Source organism: Chamaesiphon sp. VAR_69_metabat_338, assembly GCF_031423935.1.
In the GTDB taxonomy this organism is placed as follows: domain Bacteria; phylum Cyanobacteriota; class Cyanobacteriia; order Cyanobacteriales; family Chamaesiphonaceae; genus Chamaesiphon.
In genome coordinates this window covers 1-4,552 of sequence record NZ_JANPGM010000026.1, presented here as the reverse complement: position 1 = coordinate 4,552, position 4,552 = coordinate 1, and the positions used below count along the sequence as shown (strand labels likewise).

Annotated in this window: 4 protein-coding genes; 3 read left to right on the top strand and 1 reads right to left on the bottom strand. The window is 47.6% G+C overall.

Annotated elements, in window-relative coordinates:
• Window positions 1-1,003 (bottom strand): peptide chain release factor 3 (locus RMO84_RS00820; RefSeq protein ID WP_310486525.1); only part of this gene is annotated, 1,003 nt, incomplete at its 3' end.
• Window positions 1,004-1,279: 276 nt separating this feature from the next.
• Between RMO84_RS00820 and RMO84_RS00815 the strand changes: the two genes are divergently transcribed.
• From RMO84_RS00815 to RMO84_RS00805, 3 genes are all read left to right on the top strand, one after another.
• Window positions 1,280-2,263 carry an alpha-ketoacid dehydrogenase subunit beta gene (locus RMO84_RS00815; protein WP_310486524.1) on the top strand — a complete coding sequence of 328 codons (984 nt, stop codon included), beginning with the start codon at window positions 1,280-1,282 and terminating at the stop codon, window positions 2,261-2,263.
• A gap of 224 nt (window positions 2,264-2,487) precedes the next feature.
• Window positions 2,488-3,894, top strand: coding sequence for a protein translocase subunit SecD (gene secD / locus RMO84_RS00810; protein WP_310486523.1), 1,407 nt, complete (start codon window positions 2,488-2,490; stop codon window positions 3,892-3,894).
• A 28-nt stretch (window positions 3,895-3,922) separates the two neighbouring features.
• Window positions 3,923-4,552 (top strand): protein translocase subunit SecF (locus RMO84_RS00805; protein WP_310486521.1); only part of this gene is annotated, 630 nt, incomplete at its 3' end.

Here is a 4,552-nt window from a genome sequence, read left to right as displayed (position 1 = left end):
CTTTTTCAAACTTACCCGTACAGACGCGAATAAACGCCACGCGATCGCGATGTTTGGGGTCCATATTGGCTTGGAGTTTGAAGACAAAACCAGAGAATTCGGGATAACTCGGATCGATCGATCCGACGTTAGAATTGCGATTGCCTGGTTTGAGGGCGTATTCTAAGAAATAGTGTAAAAATAACTCGACCCCGAAATTGGTCATCGCGCTGCCGAAGAAGACGGGGGTCATATAACCGGCATGAATCGCTTCGAGATCTAATTCTGAAGCCACCCCATCGAGGAGTTCCAAATCGCTGTGGAGTTGGTCGAACAATTCTTTGTCTAAGATTTCTTTCAGGCGCGGATCGTGCAGATCCATCACCGTATCGGTAGCCTCGCGGCTGCCATGCGCTGTCCGCTCGAACAAATGGACTTTCTGCTGGTAGCGATCGAACACGCCTTTAAAGCGGTCTCCGGTACCGATCGGCCAATTGACTGCGTAGGTTTGTAAGCCTAATTCTTGCTCGATCTCATCTAGCAATTCTAATGGCTCGCGGCCAGGTCGATCGAGTTTATTCACAAATGTGAAAATCGGCAGCTCGCGCAGCTTACAGACTTCAAATAACTTGCGTGTCTGCGGCTCCAACCCCTTGGCAGCATCGATCAGCATCACCGCATTATCAGCCGCAGCCAGTGTCCGATAGGTATCCTCACTAAAGTCTTGGTGTCCGGGTGTATCCAGCAGATTTACCTGAAATCCTTGATAGCCAAATTGCAACACCGTCGAGGTAATTGAAATCCCCCGCTGTTTCTCCATTTCCATCCAGTCCGATGTCGCCTTGCGCTGATCGCGTCTGGCTTTGACGGCACCCGCTTCATGAATTGCCCCCCCGTACAGTAGGAGTTTCTCTGTCAGGGTGGTTTTCCCTGCGTCGGGGTGCGAAATAATCGCAAAATTGCGCCGATGTTCGACGGCAGTTTCGAGTTCGGTTTGAAGCTGGGTTTGGAGTTCGGTGGACATGGCGCGAGATTACCTTTGCTGGCTCAGTAATTGATTATATCTGGTTTTCATGCTGGACTGACTCGATGACCTATAGCGAGCGCGGCTACGCCCACGATCGCGCTGCACTTCCCGATCCAGATTTGGGCAACAGGACAAAACGCGCTAGAGCGTCAACCTCAGCAGATCTTAGGCACAGTCAAGCGGCTTAATCGATGGGAATTACTGATTTAGCCACTTATTCTCACTGTTTCTGCTAGAGTGAGATCTGAGAAATTCAAGTACTGTAAACCTAGCATGGCAGAAACTCTATTTTTTAATGCCCTTCGTGCCGCGATCGACGAGGAAATGGCGCGAGATTCAGCAGTAATGGTGATGGGTGAAGATGTCGGACATTACGGCGGTTCGTATAAAGTCACCAAAGATCTCTACAAAAAATATGGAGACTTGCGGATACTCGACACTCCGATCGCCGAAAATAGTTTTACTGGGATGGCGGTAGGGGCTGCCATGACTGGTTTGCGCCCAATTATTGAAGGGATGAATATGGGGTTTCTGCTCCTAGCCTTCAACCAGATTTCCAATAATGCGGGGATGTTGCGCTATACCTCTGGGGGGAATTTCACGATTCCGCTGGTGATTCGCGGCCCTGGTGGGGTGGGCAGACAGTTAGGTGCGGAACACTCCCAACGGTTGGAAGCTTATTTCCAAGCCGTACCTGGGTTGAAAATCGTCGCTTGTTCGACGCCGCGAAATGCCAAAGGATTGCTCAAATCGGCAATCAGAGACGAAAATCCGGTCTTATTCTTCGAGCATGTTTTACTCTATAACCTCAAAGAAGATTTACCCGACGAAGAGTATTTACAGCCCCTAAACAAAGCCGAAATCGTTCGTCCGGGGAAAGATGTCACCGTGCTGACATACTCGCGGATGCGCCACCACTGCACCCAAGCGATGAAATCCATCGAAGGCAAAGGTTACGACCCCGAAATTATCGACTTAATTTCGCTTAAGCCGTTAGATCTGGAGACAATTGGGGCATCAATTAAGAAGACACACAAAGTCATCATCGTTGAAGAGTGTATGCGGACTGGCGGTATCGGTGCCGAACTCGTCGCCTCGATCAACGACAACTTCTTTGACGAGCTAGACGCGCCTGTCTTGCGGATGTCGTCACAGGATATTCCGACTCCTTATAATGGAAAGTTAGAATACCTGACGATCATTCAGCCACCGCAGATTGCTGAAGCGATCGAAAAAATGGTCGATGGCAAATTGTAAGAGAGTTGGGAGTGCGGAGTTGGGAGTGCGCAGATAATATGACTAGCTAACGATCGGAATTCGGCTATGAAGCTTCCAACTCTCCGAACTCTGTTGAAAAGTGCTCTACTTGTTGCAATTTAACTCCCAACTCCCTGTCTTGACTGAAACACATGCGGAGGAAACCTCCGCGTGATTTCAGCCGCAACTCCCAGCTCCCAACTAAATAAACTTTTATATTTATCATGCAAAAACAGCGAGTTATTTTAGGCTTAATCTTAGTCTTGCTGATCGCTGCGATTACCTTGTTAGTCAATAAGCCAATGCGCTTGGGACTGGATTTACAGGGCGGTTCGCAACTTACCATTCAGGTCAAACCGACCGCCGAGCACCCAGTCATTACCCAAACCGATCTCGAAGCGGTGCAAAAGGTGATTGAAAATCGGATTAATGGTTTGGGTGTATCGGAAGCTCTGATTCAATCGACTGGAAATAATCAGGTTTTGGTTCAATTACCTGGAGTCAACGATCCGCAGCAAGCAGAGCGAGTCCTCGGCGGTACGGCTCAACTGGAATTTCGCGAGCAAAAAGCCGGCTCGGAGGGAGAACTAGGAATAAGATTGACTGAATTAAAAGAAGCTAAAGACAAGCAAGCAACCTTCAAAAAATCTAAATCCACAGATAAGGCCGCAGTCGCCGCAAATCAAGCCGCGATCGATAAATCTTACGTTGAAATTAGCAAATTATTCGCTCCCGCCGCAATTACAGGTAAGCAACTCAGACGCGCTAACCCAGAACCAGTCAGTGCTGGCGCTTGGGAAGTCTCGATCGAATTTGACGGCCCCGGTGGCGATGCTTTTGCCAAACTAACCAAAAATTTAGCAGGGACAGGTCGCTCGATCGGTGTTTTCCTCGATAATGACCCAATTAGTACCCCATCTGTCGGCGCGCAATTTGCCGCCACTGGGATTACTGGTGGTAAAGCCGTGATTACAGGCAACTTTACTACCGAAGCAGCCAACGACTTAGCCGTACAACTCAGAGGTGGTTCGCTCCCTGTCCCCGTCGAAATTGTCGAAAACCGCACGGTTGGCGCGACATTGGGACGAGACAGCATCTTAAGTAGTGTTTATGCAGGTATCGGTGGTTTGATATTAGTCGCTATCTTTATGGGCGTATATTATCGCTTGCCAGGAGTAGTGGCGGACTTTGCGCTGATAATTTACTCGCTCCTCTCCTTAGCCGCTTTTAACATTTTAGATGTTACCTTGACGCTTCCAGGTATCGCTGGATTTATTCTCAGTATCGGGATGGCTGTCGATGCCAACGTACTGATTTTCGAGCGTACCCGCGAAGAACTCCAGACAGGTAAAACTTTGTACAAGTCGGTAGAGGCAGGTTTTCACCGCGCATTCGATAGTATCTTGGATAGCCATGTCACGACGTTGATTTCCTGCGGTGCTCTGTTCTTCTTCGGTTCGGGATTGGTTAAAGGATATGCCGTCACTTTAGCAGTTGGGGTCGCGATCAGTCTATTTACATCGCTGACTTGTACTCGGACATTTTTGCTATTACTAGTGTTAGGTTTTCCCGCTCTTCGTCAAAAAACTCAGCTGTTTGCCCCCAATGTTCCGAGCTTAGTAACTAAGTAAATAAGCTATCCCCTATCCCCTATATTCTATGAAGAAATTCAGTGTTACTAAACAACGTAAATGGTGGTGGCTGCTATCTAGTGCGGTAATTTTGTCGGGCATCGTTTCAATGATTTTATCGTGGACGAATCCAGAAATCGGATCGCCGTTGCGGAGAGGATTAGATTTTACAGGTGGCTCGAAATTACAGTACGAACTCGACTGTACGATTGCCGATAATTGTAAACCGATCGATATTGCAACCGTGCGCGAGATTGTCAAAAATCAGGGGATTGTCGATCCGATCATTCAAGTAGTAGGTAAAGATTCGACAGGTTTATCGATTAGAACTAAAGATCTCAAAGTTGACGCTCGGACTAAGCTAGAGAGCGCGCTGAGTGAGAAAATTGGTAAATTCGATCCTAAGAAAACGCAAAATGATACTGTTGGGCCGACCCTCGGCGAGGAACTATTTAAAAATGGCTTGATTGCGATCGGCTTATCATTTGGATTGATTCTGTTATATCTCACCTTCCGGTTCAAATTTGACTATGCTTTCTTTGCCTTTGTGGCTCTGTTCCATGATGTCTTTATTACAACTGGGATTTTTTCGATTTTAGGTCTAGTCGGTGGCGTGGAAATAGACAGCTTATTTGTCGTGGCAATCTTGACAATTATT

Bases quoted from the DNA above. Each gene is read 5' to 3' on its own strand.
- RMO84_RS00815 (WP_310486524.1), top strand. From the start codon at position 1,280: ATGGCAGAAACTCTATTTTTTAATGCCCTTCGTGCCGCGATCGACGAG.
- secD (WP_310486523.1), top strand. From the start codon at position 2,488: ATGCAAAAACAGCGAGTTATTTTAGGCTTAATCTTAGTCTTGCTGATC.